1 protein-coding gene is annotated in these 21,429 nt (G+C 74.7%); it reads right to left on the bottom strand.

Features of this window, described 5'->3' with window-relative positions:
• Positions 1 to 21,420, bottom strand: a 21,420-nt coding sequence (locus ACF1DX_RS29565) for a type I polyketide synthase (RefSeq protein ID WP_391794182.1), incomplete at its 3' end; no start/stop codon positions are given.
• Positions 21,421 to 21,429: the final 9 nt, after the last annotated feature.

The following is a 21,429-nucleotide window of genomic DNA, read 5'->3' as shown; positions in this document are numbered from 1 at the left end:
GGCGTGCACCAGCACCGACTCCCCCGCCCGCAGACCCGCCAGATCACGGAAGGCGTACAGGGCGGTCAGGAACACCAGCGGCACGGAGGCCGCCTCCTGCTGGGTCCAGGTGTCGGGGACACGGGCCAGGTAGTGCTCGTCGGCGACGACGACCGGCCCGAATCCGCCGGGCACGGTGCCGAACACCCGGTCGCCGGGCCGCAGTCCGGTGACGGCGGAGCCGACGGCCGTGACCGTGCCGGCGGCCTCGGTGCCCATCGGGCCGGACTCGCCGGGGTACATGCCGAGGGCGTTGAGGACGTCGCGGAAGTTCAGGCCGGTCGCGTCGACGTCGATCCTGACCTGGTGGTCGCCGAGCGGCTGCAGCACCTCCGGGCACGGGGCGAGGACGAGGTTGTCCAGGGTGCCCTTGCCGGTGGTGTCGAGCCGCCACGGCACGTCGACGGGCGGGAGCAGTCCGGCGCCGGTGGCGAGGCGGTCCAGCCGGCCGACGCGGACGGTGCCCCCGCGCACGGCGAACTGGGCGTCACCGGTGGCGAGCAGGGCCGGCAGGTCCGGCAGCAGTGCCTGGACGTCGTCCTGTCCGTCGAGGTCGACGAGGACGAACCGGTCCGGGTTCTCGGACTGGGCCGAGCGCACCAGACCCCAGGCGGCGCCCGCGGCGAGGTCCCGTACGGTCTCGCCGTCGGCGGCGGCCACCGCGTCACGGGTGACGAAGACCAGGCGGGTGCGGTCGAACCGGTCGTGGTCCAGCCACTGGCGGACGAGTTCCAGGGTGCGGGTCGTCAGCGCGTGGACGGCGCCGGGCACGTCCGTGCCGGATGCGGCCGGGGTGCCGTCCGCGGCGGTGTACTCCCCCCGGAGCGGGACGAGGACGTAGTCGGGGGCGTCGGCCGGGTCGGTGAGGTCGGCGAGGGACGACAGCCCGGTGCCGGTGCCGAAGACGTCGGCGCCCAGGGTGACGGCCCGCAGCCCCTCGGTGGGCTTGACCTCGGGGACGGTGACCCAGTCGAGGCGGAACACCGGTTCCTGGCCGCCGGTGGCGACCGGGGCGCGCGGCACGCTCGGGGCGCGCAGCACCAGCGCCTCGGCGGACAGCACGGGCGCGCCCTCGGCGTCGACCGCCGCGAGCGTGACCGACTCGTCGCCGAGCCTGGTGATGCGGACCCGCAGGGTGGTGGCACCGCCGGCGTGCAGCGAGACGCCGTTCCAGATGTACGGCAGCAGCGGGTTGTCCTCGCTGCCGACGCCGAGGTAGCCGTTGGCGTGCTGGACGGCGTCGAGCAGGGCCGGGTGGATGCCGAAGTACTGGGCGTCCCCGGCGATCTCCTCGGGCAGGGCGACCTCGACGAAGGCCTCCTGTCCGCGGATCCACACCTTGCGCATCCCCTGGAAGCAGGGACCGTACTCGGTGCGTTCGTAGGTGCCGTCGACCGGCACCGGCTGGGCGTCCGCCGGCGGCCAGACGGGGACGTCGAACGGGGCGGTGTGCTCCGCTGCGGCGAGGGATCCGGTGGCGTGCCGGGTCCAGGGGGCGTCGACGGCGTCGGACGGGCGGGAGTAGAACGCGATGGTGCGGGTCCCCTCCTCGTCCGGGGCGCCGAGGACGACCTGGAGGGCGGTGGGCACCTTCTCGTCGAGCACCATCGGGGTGGACAGGACGAGTTCCTGGACCCGGCCGCAGCCGACCTGGTCGGCGGCGCGGACGGCCATCTCCAGGTAGCCGGTGCCGGGCAGGATGACCGTGCCGCCGACCTTGTGGTCGAGCAGCCAGGGGTGGACCTGCATGGAGATCTGGCTGGTGAACAGCGCGCCCTCGGAGTCGGCCAGCGGCACGGCGGCGCCGAGCAGCGGGTGGTCGGCGGAGACCAGGCCGGCGGAGCTGACGTCGCCGGTCAGGGCGGCCGGGCGGGGCCAGAACCGCTCCCGCTGGAAGGGGTAGGTCGGCAGTTCGGTGCGGCGTGCGCCGGTGCCCTCGAACCAGGCCGCCCAGTCGACGCGGACACCGGCGGTGTGGAGCCGGGCGAGGCCGGTGAGCAGCGCGGTCTCCTCGTCGCGGTCCGCGCGCAGCGCGGGCACGGCGACGGTGTCGGGGCCGGTGTCCAGGCAGCGCTGGGTCAGCGCGGTGAGGACACCGCCGGGTCCGGCTTCGAGGAACGCGCTCACTCCGGCGTCGGCCAGGGCGCGTACGCCGTCGGCGTAGCGGACGGTGCCGCGGACGTGGCGCACCCAGTAGTCGGCGGAGCACAGCAGTTCCGGGCCGGCGATCTCGCCGGTCACGTTGGAGACGACGGGGATGCGCGGCTCGGTGTACGTCAGTCCCTCCGCGACGGCGCGGAAGGCGTCGAGCATCGGCTCCATGAGCGGCGAGTGGAAGGCGTGGCTCACCGACAGGCGCTGCGTCTTGCGGCCCTGCGCGGCGAACTCGTCCGCCAGCGCGACGACTTCGTCCTCGGCACCGGACAGGACGACGGAGTCGGGTCCGTTGACGGCGGCCAGGGCCACGTCGGCGGTCAGCCTGGGGGTGATCTCCTCCTCGGTGGCCTGTACGGCGATCATGGCGCCGCCGGAGGGGAGTTCCTGCATCAGCCGGGCACGCGCCGCGACCAGCGTGCAGGCGTCCTCCAGCGACAGCACCCCGGCCACGTGCGCGGCCGTGATCTCGCCGACGGAGTGACCTGCCACGTGGTCGGGCCGTACGCCCCAGGACTCGACGAGCCGGTAGAGCGCGACCTCGACGGCGAACAGCGCGGGCTGGGTGTAGCCGGTGGTGTCGAGGAGCTCCGCCTCCGGCGTGTCCTCCTCTGCGAACAGCACGGTGCGCAGGGGGACTTCGCCGTCGGTGTCCAGGCGGGCCAGTACGGCGTCCAGGGCCTCGGCGAACACCGGGAAGGAGGCGTACAGTCCACGCCCCATCCCGGCCCGCTGGGAGCCCTGGCCGGAGAACAGGACGGCGGTGGTGCGGTACGCGGCGCGGCCCCGCGCCACCTCGAGGGGATCCCCGCCGGGTGAGGCGAGGAGGACCGCTCGGTGGTCGAGCAGGGCGCGGCCGGTGGCCAGGGAGTGGCCCACGTCCAGCGGGGACCTGCCGGTCAGGGCGGCGACGTTGGCCACCTGGGCGTCCAGGGCCTCCTCGGACTTCGCGGAGACGGGCCACGGCACAACCGTCGGGTGGGCCGCCGTACCGGTCGGCGCGGGGGCCGCCTCGGGTTCGGGTGCCTGCTCGATGATGGTGTGGGCGTTGGTGCCGCTGATGCCGAAGGACGAGATGCCCGCGCGCCACGGCCTGCCGGTCTCCGGCCAGGGGGACGGCTCGGTGAGCAGGCGCACCGCGCCCGCCTCCCAGTCGACGTGCGTGGAGGGCCGGTCGACGTGGAGGGTCTTCGGCAGGACGGCGTGCCGCATCGCCATGACGGTCTTGATGATGCCGGCGACGCCGGCGGCTGCCTGGGTGTGGCCGATGTTCGACTTGATGGAGCCGAGCAGCAGCGGGCGCTCCGGGTCGCGGCCCTGGCCGTAGGTGGCCAGCAGGGCCTGTGCCTCGATGGGGTCGCCGAGGGGGGTGCCGGTGCCGTGGCCCTCGACGGCGTCCACGTCGGCGGGGGTGAGCCCGGCGCTCGCCAGGGCTTGGCGGATGACGCGCTGCTGGGAGGGGCCGTTGGGCGCGGTCAGGCCGTTGGAGGCGCCGTCCTGGTTGATGGCCGAGCCGCGGACCACGGCGAGCACCTCGTGCCCGTTGCGGCGGGCGTCCGAGAGACGCTCCACCACGATCAGGCCGACGCCCTCGGACCAGCCGGTGCCGTCGGCGGCGTCCGCGTACGCCTTGCAGTGGCCGTCGGTGGCGAGACCGTTCTGCAGGGTGAAGCCGGAGAATCCGGACGGGGTGCTCATGAGGGTGACGCCGCCCGCTACGGCGAGGTCGCACTCGCCGGCCCGCAGCGCCTGGAGCGCCCAGTGCAGGGCGACCAGGGAGGAGGAGCAGGCGGTGTCGACGGTGACCGCCGGGCCCTCCAGGCCGAAGGTGTAGGCGAGCCGGCCGGAGACGACGCTGGCGGCGAGTCCGGTGCCGGCGTGGCCCTCCAGGTCCTCGCGGGAGTTCATGACGAGGGTGGAGTAGTCCTGGCCGTTGGTGCCGACGAACACGCCGGTGCGGCTGCCGCGCAGCCCGTCGGCGTCGATGCCGGCGCGTTCGAACGCCTCCCAGGTGGTCTCCAGGAGCAGGCGCTGCTGGGGGTCCATGGCGATGGCCTCGCGCGGGGAGATCCCGAAGAAGCCGGCGTCGAACTCGGCGGCGCCTTCGACGAATCCGCCCCGGAGGGTGGCGCTGCGGCCGCGGCCGTCCGCGCCGCCGGTCGCCAGGGTGGCGAGGTCCCAGCCCCGGTCCTCGGGGAAGGCCTCGATGCCGTCGCGGCCCTCGCTGAGCATCCGCCACAGGTCCTCGGGGGAGCGCACGCCGCCGGGGAGGCGGCAGGCCATGCCGACGATGACGATCGGGTCGTCGGACAGTCCGGCGGCGTTCACCCGGTCGAGGCCGGAGTCGGTGTCCTGTTCGCCGAGGAGTTCGGCGACCAGGTGCTCGGCCAGGGCCCGCGCGGTCGGGAAGTCGTAGACCGTGGTGGCGGGCAGGCGCAGCCCGGTGGCGAGGGCGAGCCGGTCGGGCAGTTCGATCGCGGTCAGCGAGTCGAAGCCCAGGTCGCGGAAGTTGCGGTCGGGGGCGACGGCCTCCGGTCCCGGGTGGCCGAGGACGGCGGCGGCATGGGTGCGGACCAGGTCGCCGAGGAGCGCGGTGCGGTCGGCGGCGGGCAGTTCCCGCAGCCGCGCGGCGAGCCCGGAGGCGGCCGTCTCGGTCTGCTGCCGCGCGGCGGCCGCGTCGGCCAGCGCCTGCCGGGCGTCCGGCAGGTCGCGCAGCAGGGCGCTGCCGCGGATGCCGATGAGGGTGTCCAGGACCTGTGGCTGACGCGGGTCGAAGACCACGGGCGCCGGTTCCGGCCGGGTCACGGCCTGCCGCAGGGCGGCGAGTGCGAGGTCCGGGTGCACGGCCGGGTGACCGGCGGTGCGGGCCGGGCGCGCGGAGGCGGCGCCGGTGCCGGTGGTGGCGGCACCGGTGTCCGTGCCCGGTTCCTCGTCGGTCCAGGCGCCCCAGGCGATGGAGGTCGCGGGCAGGCCCTCGCCCCGGCGGCGCCGGGCAAGCGCGTCCAGGACGGCGGTGGCGGCGGCGAGGCTCGCGCGCCCCGCGGTGCCGACCGTGCCGGCCACCGAGGAGCAGAGCACGAACGCCGTCAGGTCCAGGTCCCGGGTCAGCTCGTCCAGGTGGAGGGCGGGGGCGGTGCGGGCACGGTGCAGTGCGGCGAACCGCTCCGGCGTGAGGTCGTCGAGGACTCCGTCGTCGACGACGCCGGCGGCGTGCACCACCGCGGTCAGCGGGGTGTCTTCGGGGACGGCGTCGAGGACGGCGGCGAGGGCGTCGCGGTCGGCGGCGTCGCAGGCGACGACCGTCACCTGGGCTCCCAGCTCCCGCAACTCGTCGGCGAGTTCGGCGGCGCCGGGCGCGTCCGGACCGCGCCGGCTGACCAGCACCAGGCGCGCGGTTCCGGCGGCGGCGAGCCAGCGCGCCACGTGGGCGCCACGGCCTCCGGTGCCCCCGGTGACCAGGACGGTGCCGCTGGGCTCCCAGCCGGCGTCGGGTGCGGCCTCCGGCGCGGGCACGAGCCGGCGGCCGAAGACGGCCGAGTCGCGCACGGCCACCTGGTCCTCGCCGTCGTGTCCGGCGAGGACGGCGGCGAACCGCCTGGCGGCGCGGTCGTCCAGGGCGGCGGGCAGGTCGATCAGCCCGCCCCACCGCACGGGGAGTTCCAGTGCCGCGACCCTGCCGAGGCCCCACACCGCCGCCTGGCCGGGGGCGGTGAGCCGCTCCGTTCCGGCGACGGCGACGGCGCCGCGCGTCACGCACCACAGGGGCGCGGTGATCCCGGCGTCCAGCAGGGCCTGGAGCAGCACCGCCGTCGAGGCCGCGGGGGCCCCGGCGGTGTCGGTGAGGGCGAGCAGGGACAGCACTCCGGTGAGGGCGGTGCCCTCGGAGAGCAGGCCGCGCAGCTTTCCGGTGAGCACGTCACGGTCGGCGGTGCCGACGGTGAGCGGCACGACGTCGGCACCGACGGCCGTCAGGACGGCAGCCACCCACGGGTCGTCGGCGAGTGCCTCGGGGACGACGGCCAGCCAGGTGCCGGCGGCGGTGGGCGCGGAGGAGGGCAGCGACAGCGGCTTCCACGCCTCGTGGTGCCTGACGCCGTCGACCATCGCCTGGTCGCGCTGTCGGCGCCGCCAGGTGGACAGGGCGGGCAGGACCGCGCCCAGCGCGTCGGTGTCGACCGCGAGATCGGCGGCGAGCGTGGTCAGGTCCTCGCCCTCCACGGCCGTCCAGAACGCCGTGTCCAGGGGGTCCGCCCCGGTTCCGCCCGCTGTGGGGCGCTGGGCGTCGGGCCAGTGACGGGACCGCTGGAAGGCGTAGGTCGGCAGTTCGGTGCGGTGGGCACCGGTGTCGTCGAAGCAGGGCCGCCAGTCGACGCGTACCCCGGACACGTGGAGCCGGGCCAGCGACGTGAGCAGCGCGCTCTCCTCGGGCCGGTCCCCCCGCAGGGCGGGGACGACGACCGTGTCGGCGTCGGTGTCGAGGCAGCGGCGGGTGAGTGCGGTCAGGACGCCGTCGGGGCCGAGCTCGAGGAAGGCGTTCGCCCCGGCGCCGGTGAGCGCCCCCACGCCGTCGGCGTAGCGGACGGTGCCGCGGACGTGGCGCACCCAGTAGTCGGCGGAGCACAGCAGTTCCGGGCCGGCGATCTCGCCGGTCACGTTGGAGACGACGGGGATGCGCGGTTCGGCGTACGTCAGCCTCTCCGCGACGGCGCGGAAGGCGTCGAGCATCGGGTCCATCAGCGGCGAGTGGAAGGCGTGACTGACGGACAGGCGCTGCGTCTTGCGACCCTGCGCGGCGAACTCGTCCGCCAGCGCGAGAACTTCCGCCTCCGCACCCGCGACGACGACCGCGTCCGGACCGTTCACCGCCGCCAGGGCGATGCCGTCCGTCAGGCGCGGGACGATCTCCTCCTCCGTCGCCTGCACCGCCACCATCGCACCACCGGACGGCAGTTCCTGCATCAGCCGGGCACGCGCCGCGACCAGCGTGCACGCGTCCTCCAGCGACAGCACCCCGGCCACGTGCGCGGCCGTGATCTCGCCGACGGAGTGACCGGCCACGAACTCCGGCCGCACACCCCACGACTCCACCAGCCGGAACAACGCCACCTCGACCGCGAACAGCGCGGGCTGCGTGTAACCGGTGGTGTCGAGGAGTTCCGCCTCGGGCGTGCCTTCCTCCGCGAACAGCACCTCCCGCAGCGGCCGTTCCAGCTCGGCATCGAGCCGGTCCAGTACGGCGTCCAGCGCCCGCGCGAACACCGGGAACCGGGCATACAGCTCACGCCCCATCCCGGCCCGCTGCGAACCCTGACCCGAGAACAGCACCGCCAGCGACCGCTCGACGGCACGACCACGCGCCACCTCGACGGGAGCGCCGCCCTCCGCGTCGGCGAGGAGCACCGTCCGGTACTCGAACACCGACCGCCCGGAGGCCAGCGAGAAACCGACGTCCAGCGCGGACGCGGTGTCGGGGTCGAGGGAGGTGATCCGCTCCAGTTGGCCTTCCAGGGCCTCCTCGGACTTGGCCGACACCGGCCACGGCACGGTCTCGGGAACGCGCCCGGGCTCCACGGCCGGCGTGACCGGCTCGGTCTCCGGGGCCTGCTCGATGATGGTGTGCGCGTTGGTGCCGCTGATGCCGAAGGACGACACACCGGCACGGCGCGGACGTCCGGTCTCCGGCCAGTCGACGGTCTCGGTGAGCAGGCGCACCTCGCCCTCGGTCCAGTCCACGTGGGTCGACGGGGCGTCGATGTGCAGGGACTTGGGCAGCAGGCCGTGGCGGAGCGCCATGACGGTCTTGATGACGCCGGCGACACCGGCGGCGGCCTGGGCGTGGCCGATGTTCGACTTGATGGAGCCGAGCAGCAGCGGCCGGTCGGCGGGGCGGTCCTGGCCGTAGGTGGCCAGCAGCGCCTGCGCCTCGATCGGGTCGCCCAGGGTGGTGCCGGTGCCGTGGGCCTCGACGGCGTCCACGTCGGCGGCCGAGAGGCCGGCGCTCGCCAGGGCCTGCCGGATGACGCGCTGCTGGGAGGGGCCGTTGGGCGCGGTCAGGCCGTTGGAGGCGCCGTCCTGGTTGACGGCGGAGCCGCGGATCACGGCGAGCACCGGGTGGCCGTTGCGGCGGGCGTCGGAGAGGCGCTCGACGACGAGCATGCCGACACCCTCGGACCAGCCGGTGCCGTCGGCGGCGTCCGCGAAGGCCTTGCAGCGGCCGTCGGGGGCGAGGCCGCCCTGCCGGGTGAAGCCGGCGTAGCCCATGGCGGTCGACATCACGGTGACGCCGCCCGCGAGGGCGAGGGAGCACTCGCCGGAGCGCAGCGCGTGGGCCGCCCAGTGCAGGGCCACCAGGGAGGAGGAGCAGGCGGTGTCGATCGTGACCGCCGGGCCCTCCAGGCCGAAGGTGTAGGAGAGACGGCCGGAGATGACGCTGGTGGCGAGGCCGGTCGGGGCGTGGCCCTCGGCGTCCTCGCTGGAGTTCATGACGAGGGTGGTGTAGTCCTGGCCGCTGGTACCGACGAAGACACCGGTCTGGCTGCCGCGCACGGTCGCCGGGTCGATGCCGGCGCGTTCGAACGCCTCCCAGGTGGTCTCCAGGAGCAGGCGCTGCTGCGGGTCCATGGCGAGGGCCTCGCGCGGGGAGATCCCGAAGAAGCCGGCGTCGAAGTCGGCGACGTCGTGGAGGAATCCGCCCTCGGAGGTGGCGCTGCGGCCGTGGCCGCCCTGTCCGCCGCGCATGAGGGTGTCCAGGTCCCAGCCGCGGTCGGTCGGGAAGGCGGAGATGCCCTCGCGGCCCTCGACGACGAGCCGCCACAGTTCCTCGGGCGAGCTGACGCCGCCGGGCATCCGGCAGGCCATGCCGACGATGACGATCGGGTCGTCGGCCGTCGCGGGCAGGACGGTGCCGGCGGCCGCGGGCGTGCCGGCGACTCGTTCCTCCTCGAGGAGCGCGGCCACCAGGTGCCCGGCGAGCACGGTGGGCGTCGGGTAGTCGAAGACGAGGGTCGCGGGGAGCCGCAGGCCGGTGGCGGTGGTGAGGCGGTTGCGCAGTTCGACGGCGGTGAGCGAGTCGAAGCCGAGGTCGTGGAAGTCGCGGTCGGCCTCGACGGCCTTGGGCGAGGAGTGGCCGAGCACGGTGGCGGCCTCGCCGCGCACCAGGTCGAGCAGGACGCGGACGCGTTCCTCCTCCCGCGTCTCCAGGAGCCGGCGGATGAGGTCGGCGGCGACCCGGGCGCCGCCGACGGCGGTGGCGGCGGCGCGCCGGGTGCCGCGCACCAGGTTGCGCAGCAGCGGGGGCACCTCACCGGGCATCCGGGTGCTGCCGGAGGCGCCGATGGGCACGAGGTACGGCTCGTCGGAGACCGCGGCGGCGTCCCAGAGCGCGAGGCCCTGCTCGACGGTGAGGGGCGGCGCGGCCGAGGCAGCCATCCTCCGGGCGTCGGCTTCGGAGAGGGTTCCGGTCATGCCGCCGTCCTGGACCCAGGCGCCCCAGGCCAGGGAGAGGGCGGGCAGGCCGGCGGCGGCCCGCTGCTGGGCGAGTGCGTCCAGGAAGACGTTGGCCGCCGCGTAGTTGCCCTGACCCGCGCTGCCCATCACACCGGACACCGACGAGTACATGACGAAGGCGGCCAGGTCCAGGTCCCGGGTCAGCTCGTGCAGGTTCCAGGCGGCGTCGACCTTCGGCCGCAGCACCTCCGAGACCCGCTCCGCCGACAGAGAGGTCACCACGCCGTCGTCGAGGACGCCGGCCGTGTGGACGACCGCGGTGAGCGGGTGTGCGGCGGGGACGCCGGCGAGGAGGGCGGCGGTGGCGTCGCGGTCGGCGGTGTCGCAGGCCACGACGGTCACCTCGGCACCCAGCTCGCGCAACTCGTCGGCGAGTTCGACGGCGCCGGGCGCCTCCGGGCCGCGCCGGCTGGTCAGCAGCAGGTGCCGCATGCCCGAGGCCGCGAGGCGGCGGGCGAGGTGTCCGCCGAGCGCGCCGGTGCCGCCGGTGATCAGGACGGTGCCGTCCGGGTTCCAGCGCGGCGGCATCGTCAGCACGATCTTGCCGACGTGCCTGGCCCGGCTCATGAACCGGAACGCCTCACGCGCCCGCCGCACGTCCCACACCGTCACCGGCAGGGCACGCAGCGCACCCTCGGCGAACAGGCCCACCAGCTCCCGCAGCATCTCCTGCGTACGGTCGGGACCCGCCTCACCCAGATCGAAGGCCCGGTAGGCCACCCGGTCGATCGACCGAGGATCCCGAATGTCGGTCTTGCCCATCTCCAGGAACCGGCCGCCGTCCGCCGTCAGCCGCAGCGACGCGTCCACGAACTCGCCCGCGAGCGCGTTCAGCACGACGTCCACGCCCCGGCCACCGGTCACCGCCCGGAACTTCTCCTCGAAACCCAGATCACGCGAGGACGCGATGTGATCGTCGTCCAGCCCCAGACCCCGCAGCGTCTCCCACTTGCCCTCACTCGCGGTCGCGAACACCTCCGCACCCAGGTGCCGGGCCAACTGCACCGCCGCCATGCCCACACCACCCGCACCGGCGTGCACCAGCACCGACTCCCCCGCCCGCAGACCCGCCAGATCACGGAAGGCGTACAGGGCGGTCAGGAACACCAGCGGCACGGAGGCCGCCTGCTCGTCCGTCCACCCGTCGGGAACGTGGACGAGGTAGCGCTCGTCGATGAGCACGGTGTCGGCCAGGCCGCCGGGCACCATGCCCATCACCCGGTCGCCCGGCGCGAAGTCGGTCGTCTCGGGCCCGGTGGCGGTGACGACACCGACCGCCTCGGCTCCGAGCAGTCCCGCTTCCCCCGGGTACATGCCGAGCGCGTTGAGCACGTCGCGGAAGTTCAGCCCGGCCGCCCGCACGTCGAGCCGCACCTGCCGGCCCTCCGGAGCATCCAGCGCCTCCGGGCACGGAACGAGCGTGAGGGCGTCCAGGTCGCCCTTGCCGGTACTGTCCAGCCGCCAGGGTCCGTGGGCCGGGGGCAGCAGTCCGGCACCGGTGACCGCCCGGTCGAGGCGGCCGACGCGTACGTCCCCGTCCCGTACGACGAACTGGGCGTCGCCGCCCGCCAGCAGCTCCGGCAGCAGCGGCAGCACGGTCTCGACTCGGCCGTCCGCGTCGAGGTCGACGAGGGCGAAGCGGGTGGGGTTCTCGGAGTGCGCGGCGCGCAGCAGACCCCAGACGGCCGCGGCCGCCAGGTCCTCGACCCGGTCGCCGTGCCCGGAGCACATCGCGCCCCGGGTGACGAACACCAGCCGGGCCGTCTCGAAGCGGTCCTGCCGCAGCCACTCCTGCACCAGGTCGAGGGCGTGCGCGAGAAGCGTGTGCGTGGCCCGCGGTACGTCGTCGCCGTGGCCGTCGCCGGACACGGGGACGCACACCAGGGTCTCGGCGCCGGTGAGACCGTCCAGGGCGGCCGCGGCGGCGTGGGTGCCGAGCGCGGGCAGGACGGCGTGGCGGACCGAGGGGTCGGCGGCGGTCTCGGGGGCGGCGGTCCACTCCAGGCGGAGCAGCGAGTCCAGCTCGGTGCGGCGGGCGGCGGGCGCCTGCATCCCGGCGGGGACGCGCAGCACCAGCGACTCGGCCGACAGGACGGGCGCGCCCTCGACGTCCACGGCGGCGATCGAGACCGAGTCCTCACCCGTGCGGGCGACCCGGAAGCGGACCACGGAGGCGCCGCCCGCGTGCAGCGACACCCCTCCCCACAGGAACGGCAGCAGCTTGTGCTCGTCGTCCAGTCCGGCGAAGCCGACGGACTGGACGGCCGCGTCCAGCAGCGCCGGGTGCATGCCGTAGTAGCCGGCGTCGTCCGCCTCCGCCGGGAGCGCGGCCTCGACGAACGCCTCCTCGCCGCGCTTCCACACGGCGCGGATGGTGCGGAAGACGGGTCCGTACTCGGTGCGGTCGTAGAAGCCTTCCAGGTCGGCGGCGACCGCGTTCTGCGGGGGCCAGACACTCGCGTCGAAGCCGGCGGTCCGCGCGTCCGTGCCGAGCACGCCGGCCGCGTGCTCCGTCCAGGTCTCCTCCGGCGCGTCGGCGGCCCGCGAGTACAGGCTCACCTTGCGGGCGCCGGACTCGTCGGATGCCCCGACCCACACCTGGACGACGACGGCCCCGTCCTCGGGCAGCAGCAGCGGTGTGGCGAGGGTGAACTCCTCGACGCACGCGCAGCCGACCTCGTCACCGGCGCGCACGGCCAGTTCCAGGAAGCCGGTGGCCGGGAAGAGGACCATGCCGCCGCCGACGGTGTGGTCCGCGAGCCAGGGGTGCGTGGTGAGCGACAGGCGCCCGGTGAACAGCACGCCCTCGGAGGCGGCGAGCGCCGTGGCGGCTCCCAGCAGCGGGTGCTCGGCGGGGCGGAGCCCGGCTCCCGTGACATCGCCGGTGTGGGCCGCCGGGCGGGGCCAGTACCGCTCGTGGTGGAAGGCGTACGTCGGCAGCGCCACCCGGCGCGCACCCGTTTCCTCGAAGCACGTCGCCCAGTCGATGTCGACGCCGGTGACGTGGAGCCGGGCCAGCGCGATGAGCAGCGCGGTCTCCTCGGGACGGTCCCTGCGCAGCACCGGCACCGACACGACGTCCTTACCGCCGTCCAGCACCCGCGCGGCCATCCCGGTCAGGACACCGTCGGGACCCAGCTCCAGGAACGCGTTCGCTCCCCCGTCGGCCAGCGCGCGCACGCCGTCGGCGAAACGCACCGTGCCACGGACGTGACGCACCCAGTACTCCGCCGAACACAGCAGGCCGGGGTCGGCGATCTCACCGGTCACGTTGGACACGACGGGGATGCGCGGTTCGGCATACGTCAGTCCCTCCGCGACGGCGCGGAAGGCGTCGAGCATCGGCTCCATCAGCGGCGAATGGAAGGCGTGACTCACCGACAGACGCTGCGTCTTGCGACCCTGTGCGGCGAACTCCTCGGCCAGCGCGAGGACTTCCCACTCCACGCCCGCGATGACGACCGCATCCGGACCGTTGACCGCCGCGAGGGCGGTCCCGTCCGTGAGGCGCGGGGTGATCTCCTCCTCGGTCGCCTGGACGGCGATCATGGCGCCGCCCGCCGGGAGTTCCTGCATCAACCGGGCACGCGCCGCGACCAGCACGCACGCGTCCTCCAGCGACAACACCCCGGCCACGTGCGCGGCCGTGATCTCACCCACGGAATGCCCGGCCACGAACTCCGGCCGCACACCCCACGACTCCACCAACCGGAACAACGCCACCTCGACCGCGAACAACGCGGGCTGCGTGAACCCGGTCGTGTCGAGGAGCTCCGCCTCCGGCGTGCCCTCCTCCGCGAACAGCACCTCACGCAACGGACGCTCCAACTCCACGTCGAGGCGCGCCAGTACGGCATCCAGCGCCTGCGCGAACACCGGGAACCGGGCATACAGCTCACGCCCCATCCCCGCCCGCTGCGACCCCTGACCCGAGAACAGCACCGCCAACGACCGCTCCACCGCACGACCACGCGCCACCTCCACGGGGGCACCGCCCTCCAGGCCGGTGCCCGCGAGCAGCACCGTCCGGTGATCGAACAGCGACCGCCCGGAGGCCAGCGAGTAGCCCACGTCCAGGACGGACCCTGCGTCGAAGGAGGTCACCCGGTCGATCTGTCCCGGCAGGGCGTCCTCGGACCGTGCCGAGATCGGCCACGGCACCAGGACCGGCGAGACGGACGGCGCGGTGGCCGGCTCCGGTTCCGGCGCGGCCGGTTCGGGCTGTTCGAGGATGACGTGGGCGTTGGTGCCGCTGAGGCCGAAGGACGAGACGCCCGCGCGCCACGGCCGGTCCGTGTCCGGCCACTCGGTGGGCTCGGTGAGGAGCCGTACCGCGCCGGCCTCCCAGTCGACGTGCGTGGAGGGCCGGTCGACGTGGAGGGTGCGGGGCAGTTCGCCGTGGCGCAGGGCGAGCACCATCTTGATGACGCCGGCGACACCGGCGGCGGCCTGGGTGTGGCCGATGTTCGACTTGATGGAGCCGAGGAGCAGCGGGCGCTCCGGGTCGCGGTCGCGGCCGTAGGTCGCCAGCAGTGCCTGCGCCTCGATCGGGTCGCCGAGGGTCGTGCCCGTGCCGTGCGCCTCGACGGCGTCCACGTCGGCGGGGGTGAGCCCGGCGCTCGCCAGGGCCTGCCGGATGACGCGCTGCTGGGAGGGGCCGTTGGGCGCGGTCAGGCCGTTGGAGGCGCCGTCCTGGTTGATGGCCGAGCCGCGGACCACCGCGAGCACCTCGTGCCCGTTGCGGCGGGCGTCGGAGAGGCGCTCCAGGACGAGCAGGCCGACGCCCTCGGACCAGCCGGTGCCGTCGGCGGAGTCGGCGAACGCCTTGCACAGGCCGTCGCCGGCCAGGCCGCCCTGCCGGGTGAAGCCGGAGAAGTTCATCGGGGTCGACAGCACGGTGACGCCGCCCGCGAGGGCGAGGGAGCTCTCGCCGCTGCGCAGGGACTGGGCGGCGAGGTGCAGGGCGACCAGGGAGGAGGAGCAGGCGGTGTCGACGGTGAGCGCCGGGCCCTCCAGTCCGAGGGCGTAGGAGACCCGGCCGGAGATGACGCTGGTGGCGAGGCCGGTGCTGGCGTGGCCCTCGACGTCCTCGCGGGAGGTCATCACCAGGGTCGCGTAGTCCTGGCCGGTGGTGCCGACGAAGACGCCGGTGGCACTGCCGCGCAGGCTCTGCGGGTCGATGCCGGCGCGTTCGAACGCCTCCCAGGACGTCTCCAGGAGCAGGCGCTGCTGCGGGTCCATGGCGAGGGCCTCGCGCGGGGAGATCCCGAAGAAGCCGGCGTCGAAGCCACCCACGTCGTGCAGGAAGCCGCCGCGGCGGGTGGCGCTGACGCCCCGGTTGTCGTGGCCTCCGCCGAACAGGGCGTCCAGGTCCCAGCCTCGGTCGGTCGGGAACGCGGTGATGCGGTCCTCGCCGGCGGCGAGCATCCGCCACAGTTCGTCGGGGGTGGTGATGCCGCCGGGCATGCGGCAGGCCATGCCGACGATGACCACCGGGTCGTCGGCGACGTCGGCGGCCACGAGGGGGGCACCCGCGTCGCCGTGTTCGTCGAGGAGTTCGGCGACCAGGTGCTCGGCGAGGCCGTGCGGGGTCGGGTAGTCGAAGACGAGGGTGGCGGTCAGCCGCAGGCCGGTGGCGGTGGTGAGGCGGTTGCGCAGTTCGACGGCGGTGAGCGAGTCGAAGCCGAGTTCGCGGAACTCACGGCCGGGTTCGATGGCCTTGGGCGAGGAGTGGCCGAGCACGGCGGCGGCCTCGACCCGTACCAGTTCGACGAGGTGGCGGACGCGCTCGTCCTCGGGGAGGGCCAGCAGGCGGCGGGTCAGGTCGGCGGCGGTGCTCGCGCCGCCGACGGCGGTGGCGGCGGCGCGCCGGGTGCCGCGCACCAGGTTGCGCAGCAGCGGCGGCACCTCGCCCGGGATGCGCAGGTCGCCGCCGGTGGAGCCGATGGGGACCACGAGGGGTTCGGCGGAGCCGGTGGCGGTGTCGAAGAGGACGAGGCCGCGCTCGACGGGGATGGGGGCGGCGCCGGAGGCGGCGATGCGGTGCATGTCGGTGTCGGAGAGGCTGCCGGTCATGCCGACGCTCTGCGCCCAGGCGCCCCAGGCCAGGGAGAGGGCGGGCAGGCCGGCGGCGGCCCGCTGCTGGGCGAGCGCGTCCAGGAAGACGTTGGCCGCGGCGTAGTTGCCCTGCCCGGCGCTGCCCATCACACCGGACACCGACGAGAACATGACGAAAGCGGCCAGGTCCAGGCCCCGGGTCAGCTCGTGCAGGTGCCAGGCGGCGTCGACCTTCGGCCGCAGCACCTCCGAGACCCGCTCCGCCGACAGCGACGTCACCACACCGTCGTCGAGGACACCGGCCGCGTGGACGACCGCGGTCAGCGGGTGCGCCGTGTCGATCCCGGCGAGCAGTGCCTCGGCCGCCTCGCGGTCGGCCACGTCGCAGGCGGTGATGTCGACGACCGCTCCGGCGGCCGTGAGTTCGTCCCGCAGCTCGGCGGCGCCCTCGGCCTCGATGCCCCGGCGGGACACCAGGAGGAGACGGCGCACGCCCCGCGCGGTCACCAGGTGACGGGCCAGTTCCCGGCCCAGGCCTCCCGTGCCGCCGGTGATCAGGACGGTGCCGTCGGGGTTCCAGCGCGGCGGCATCGTCAGCACGATCTTGCCGACGTGCCTGGCCCGGCTCATGAAGCGGAACGCCTCACGCGCCCGCCGCACGTCCCACACCGTCACCGGCAGGGCACGCAGCGCACCCTCGGCGAACAGGCCCACCAGCTCCCGCAGCATCTCCTGCGTACGGTCGGGACCCGCCTCACCCAGATCGAAGGCCCGGTAGGCCACCCGGTCGATCGACCGCGGATCGCGGATGTCGGTCTTGCCCATCTCCAGGAACCGGCCACCGTCCGCCGTCAGCCGCAGCGACGCGTCCACGAACTCGCCCGCGAGCGCGTTCAGCACGACGTCCACGCCCCGGCCACCGGTCACCGCCCGGAACTTCTCCTCGAAACCCAGATCACGCGAGGACGCGATGTGATCGTCGTCCAGCCCCAGACCCCGCAGCGTCTCCCACTTGCCCTCACTCGCGGTCGCGAACACCTCCGCACCCAGGTGCCGGGCCAACTGCACCGCCGCCATGCCCACACCACCCGCACCGGCGTGCACCAGCACCGACTCCCCCGCCCGCAGACCCGCCAGCTCGGTCAGGCCGTAGTAGGCGGTCAGGAAGACCAGCGGCATCGACGCCGCCTGCTCGTCCGTCCACCCGTCGGGAACGTGGACGAGGTAGCGCTCGTCGATGAGCACGGTGTCGGCCAGTCCGCCGGGCACCATGCCCGTCACCCGGTCACCGGCCCGCAGCCCGGTGACCTCGGGACCGGTCTCGACGACGACGCCGACGGCCTCCGAGCCGAGGAGTCCGGCCTCACCCGGGTACATGCCGAGCGCGTTCATCACGTCGCGGAAGTTCAGCCCGGCCGCCCGCACGTCGAGCCGTACCTGCCGGCCCTCCGGCGCCTGGAGCGCCTCCGGGCAGGGGGCCAGGGTGAGCGCGTCGAGGGTGCCGTGGTCGTCGCTGTCGAGCCGCCAGGGCAGTCCGGCAGCCGGGAGCAGGCTCGCGCCGCTGGTCAGCCGGGCCAGTCGGGCGACACGCACGGTGTCGTCGCGGACGACGAACTGGGTGTCTCCCCCGGCCAGCAGGGCGGGCAGCCGTCCCAGCAGCGTGCGGGCGGCGGCGCCCGTGGTGTCCGCGTCGAGGTCGAGCAGGGCGAAGCGGCCCGGGTTCTCGGCCTCGGCGCTGCGGACCAGGCCCCAGGCGGCGGCAGCGGCGAGGTCGCGCACCCGCTCGCCGGTGTCGGCGGCGACGGCGCCGCGCGTGACGAACACCAGCCGGGACGGTCCGGACGGGTTCAGCTCCAGCCACTCGCGCACCAGGTCGAGGGCGCGGGCGGTGAGGGTGTGGGCGGCGGCGGGCAGTTCGCCGTCGCCGTCCAGCGGTACCAGGACCAGCTCGGGCCGCGGGGAGGCGGTCACGCTGTCGGCGAGGGCGGTGAGCGGGGTGCCCGGCAGTCCCGTGCCGCTGTCGAGGACGGCGCAGGGGACGTCCGTGTCGGCGCCGGTGTCGGGGGCGGGGGTCCACTGGAGGCGGAGCAGGCCGTCCTGTTCGCTGCTGCGCAGCGCGGGGGCCTGGATGGCGGAGGGGACGCGCAGGATCAGCGACTCGGCGGAGAGCACGGGCGCGCCCTCGACGTCGACCGCGGCGATGGAGACGGAGTCCTCGCCGACCCGGGCGACGCGGACGCGGACCACGGAGGCGCCGCCCGCGTGCAGGGACACCCCGGACCAGGAGAACGGCAGCAGCTTCTTGCCGTCGCCGAGGCCGACGAAGCCGACGGACTGCACGGCCGCGTCGAGCAGGGCCGGGTGCATGCCGTAGTACTCGGCGTCGTCGACCTGGCTCGGCAGGGCGACCTCGACGAACGCCTCGTCGCCGCGCCGCCAGACGGCGCGCAGTCCCTGGAAGACGGGGCCGTACTCGGTGCGTTCGTAGAAGCCCTCGAGGTCGGCGGCGACGGCGCCGCGCGGGGGCCAGACGCTCGCGTCGAAGGGGGTGGTGCGCTCGCCGGTGGTGAGGACGCCGTTGGCGTGCTCGGTCCAGCGCTGCTCCGGGTCGTCCATGGTCTGCGAGTAGACGGTGACCTTGCGGGCGCCGGTCTCGTCCGGGGCGCCGACCCACACCTGGACGACGGCGGCGGCGTTCTCGGTGAGGATGAGCGGCTTGGCGAGGGTGAGTTCGTCGATGCGGTCGCAGCCGACCTGGTCGCCGGCGCGGACGGCGAGTTCCAGGAAACCGGTGGCGGGGAAGGCGACCACGCCGCCCACCGTGTGGTCCATCAGCCAGGGATGGGTCTGCGCGGAGAGGCGTCCGGTGAACAGGACCCCGTCGAGGCCCGCGAGGGAGACCGCGGCACCCAACAGGGGGTGTTCGGCGGAGACCAGGCCGGCGGCCGACACGTCGCCGGCGGCGGCCATCAGGACGGGCCAGTACCGTTCGTGCTGCCACGGGTAGGTGGGCAGGTCGGTGCGGCGCGCGCCGGTCCCGTCGAAGCAGCGGGCCCAGTCGACGCGGACGCCCGCGACGTGCAGCCGGGACAGGGCGGTGAGCAGGGCGCGTTCCTCGGCGCGGTCCTTGCGCAGGGCGGCCGCGGACACCGTGTCGGCGGTGCCGTCGAGCACCCGCGCGGCCATGCCGGTGAGAACGCCGTCGGGGCCCAGTTCCAGGAAGGCGTCGGCGCCGGCGGCGGCCAGGGCGCGCACGCCGTCGGCGAAGCGCACGGCCTGCCGTACGTGGCGCACCCAGTAGTCGGCGGAGCACAGCAGCTCGGGGCCGGCGATCTCGCCGGTCACGTTCGAGACGACCGGAATCACCGGCTCGGCATAGCTCAACCCCTCCGCGACGGCACGGAACTCCGCCAGCATCGGCTCCATCAGCGGTGAGTGGAAGGCGTGGCTCACCGCGAGGCACTGCGTCCTGCGGCCCCGGTCGGCGAATCCGGCCGCGAGGGCGAGGACTTCCGACTCGTCACCGGCGACGACCACGGCGTCCGGACCGTTCACCGCGGCCACCGACACACCGGCGGTCAGCTCGCGGCTGACCTCCTCCTCGGTGGCCTCGATCGCCATCATGGCGCCGCCCGCCGGAAGTTCTGCCATCAGTCGGGCGCGGGCGGCGACCAGGGCGCAGGCGTCGTCCAGGGACAGCACGCCCGCCACGTGCGCGGCGGCGATCTCACCGACCGAGTGACCCCCGACGAACTCCGGTGTCACGCCCCACGATTCGACGAGCCGGTACAGGGCGACCTCGACGGCGAACAGCGCGGGCTGGGTGTAGCCGGTGGTGTCGAGGAGTTCCGCCTCGGGGGTGCGGCGTCCGGCGAAGACGACGTCGCGCAGCGGGCGGTCGAGTTCGCGGTCGAACCGGCGCAGTACGGCGTCGAGGGCTTCGGCGAACACCGGGAAGCGGGCGTACAGTTCACGGCCCATGCCGGCCCGCTGGGAGCCCTGGCCGGAGAACAGGACGGCCAGTGACCGTTCCGTGGCCCGGCCGCGGGCCACCTCGGCGGGTACGCCGTCGGCGCCGGTGAGCAGCACGGCCCGGTGCTCGAAGACCGAGCGGCCGGTGGCGAGGGAGTAGCCGGTGTCGAGGGCGGTGGCGTCGGTGGGTGCGGTGATCTGCGCGAGCCGGTCCCGCAGGGCGTCCTCGGTCCTGGCGGAGACCGGCCACGGCACGATCCCCGGGGTGAGGGACGGGGTGGCGGGCTCTTCGGGCTCCGGGGCCGGCTCCGCCTGTTCCAGCAGGACGTGGGCGTTGGTGCCGCTGATGCCGAAGGAGGACACGCCGGCCCGGCGGGGGCGGCCGGTCTCCGGCCAGGGGGTGCGCTCGGTCAGGAGCCGGACGGCGCCCGCGTTCCAGTCGACGTGTGTGGAGGGCCGGTCGGCGTGCAGGGTGGGCGGCAGGACGCCGTGGCGCATGGCCATGACCATCTTGATGACGCCGGCGACACCGGCGGCGGCCTGCGCGTGTCCGATGTTCGACTTGATGGAGCCGAGCAGCAGCGGGCGCTGCGGGTCGCGGCCCTGGCCGTAGGTGGCGAGGAGGGCCTGTGCCTCGATGGGGTCGCCGAGGGGGGTGCCGGTGCCGTGGGCCTCGACGGCGTCGACGTCGGCGGTGGTCAGGCCGGCGGACCGCAGGGCACGCTGGATGACGCGCTGCTGGGCGGGCCCGTTGGGAGCGGTGAAGCCGTTGGAGGCGCCGTCCTGGTTGACGGCGGAGCCGCGGATCACGGCGAGCACGGGGTGGCCGTTGCGGCGGGCGTCGGAGAGGCGTTCCAGCAGGAGCATGCCGACGCCCTCGGACCAGCCGGTGCCGTCGGCGTCGTCGGAGAAGGCCTTGCAGCGGCCGTCGCCGGCCAGTCCGCCCTGGCGGCTGAACTCCATCAGGGAGCCGGGCGCGGACATGACGTTGACGCCGCCCGCGAGGGCGAGGCCGCACTCCCCGGCGCGCAGCGCGTGGACGGCGGTGTGCAGGGCGACCAGGGAGGAGGAGCAGGCGGTGTCGACGGTGACCGCCGGGCCCTCCAGGCCGAGGGTGTAGGACAGGCGGCCGGAGGTGGCGCTGGCGGCGATGCCCGTGCCGATGTCGCCGGTGGCGTCGGCCAGGGAGCGGACCAGCAGGTAGGCGTAGTCCTGGCCGTTGGTGCCGACGAAGACGCCGGTGGAGCTCCCGCGCAGGCTCTGCGGGTCGATGCCGGCCCGTTCCAGGGTCTCCCAGGACGTTTCGAGCAGCAGGCGCTGCTGCGGGTCCATGGAGACGGCCTCGCGGGGTGAGATTCCGAAGAAGGCGGCGTCGAAGTCGGCGACGCCGTCGAGGAATCCGCCCTGCTGGCTGACGGAGTGGCCGCGGGCGTCCGTACCGGCGTCGCGCAGGGCGTCGAGGTCCCAGCCGCGGTCGGTGGGGAAGCCGGAGATGGCGTCGGTGCCGGACTCGACGAGCCGCCACAGGTCCTCGGGGGAGGTGACGCCTCCGGGGTAGCGGCAGCTCATCGCGACGACGGCGACGGGTTCCGCGACGGCTGCCGCGAGTTCCCGGTTCTGCCGTCGCAGCCGTTCGGTCTCCTTGAGCGAGGCCCGGAGAGCTTCGACAACTTTTTCGCTGGGCGTGGTCATGATCGCTCC

This window comes from Streptomyces sp. NPDC014676 (genome assembly GCF_043084105.1).
Lineage (GTDB): Bacteria > Actinomycetota > Actinomycetes > Streptomycetales > Streptomycetaceae > Streptomyces.
This window is presented reverse-complemented; position numbering and strand designations above follow the sequence as displayed.